The sequence below is a fragment of the Kocuria sp. KH4 genome, assembly GCF_053711175.1.
Window position 1 is genome coordinate 1 of the sequence record NZ_JBSJYX010000084.1, and the last position, 380, is coordinate 380.

Consider the following 380-nt stretch of genomic DNA (forward strand, 5'->3'; position numbering starts at 1 on the left):
GCAGGCTGTGGGGGGCCGGTGATGGTTGGCGTAGTGCAGCCAGCCGTCGCGTTCGCCGCGACGCTCCGTCTCGGAGGTGTCGGAGCGGGCGTAGGACCAGCCGTCGGCCAGGGTGCGGTGGAAGCGCTCGATCTTGCCGTTGGTCAGCGGGCGATACGGCCTGGTCCGTTTGTGCCTGATTCCCAGCGCGGCGCAGGTGTCGCGCCACAGGTGTGAGCGATAGGCGCCACCGTTGTCCGACAGGACCCGCTCGACGGTCACCCCGCGGGCGTTGAACCACTTGTCGGCCCTGGCCAGGACCGCTGTGGCGGGGTGGGCTGTTTCGTCGTCGTGGATCTCGGCGTAGGCGACGCGGGAGTGGTCGTCGATGACGGTGTGGA

At 69.5% G+C, this 380-nt stretch carries 1 protein-coding gene; it reads right to left on the reverse strand.

Going from position 1 to position 380, the window contains the following annotated elements; genetic code table 11:
- Window positions 1-380, reverse strand: a 380-nt coding sequence (locus tag ACWCOM_RS18585) for a DDE-type integrase/transposase/recombinase (protein ID WP_454550215.1), incomplete at both ends; no start/stop codon positions are given.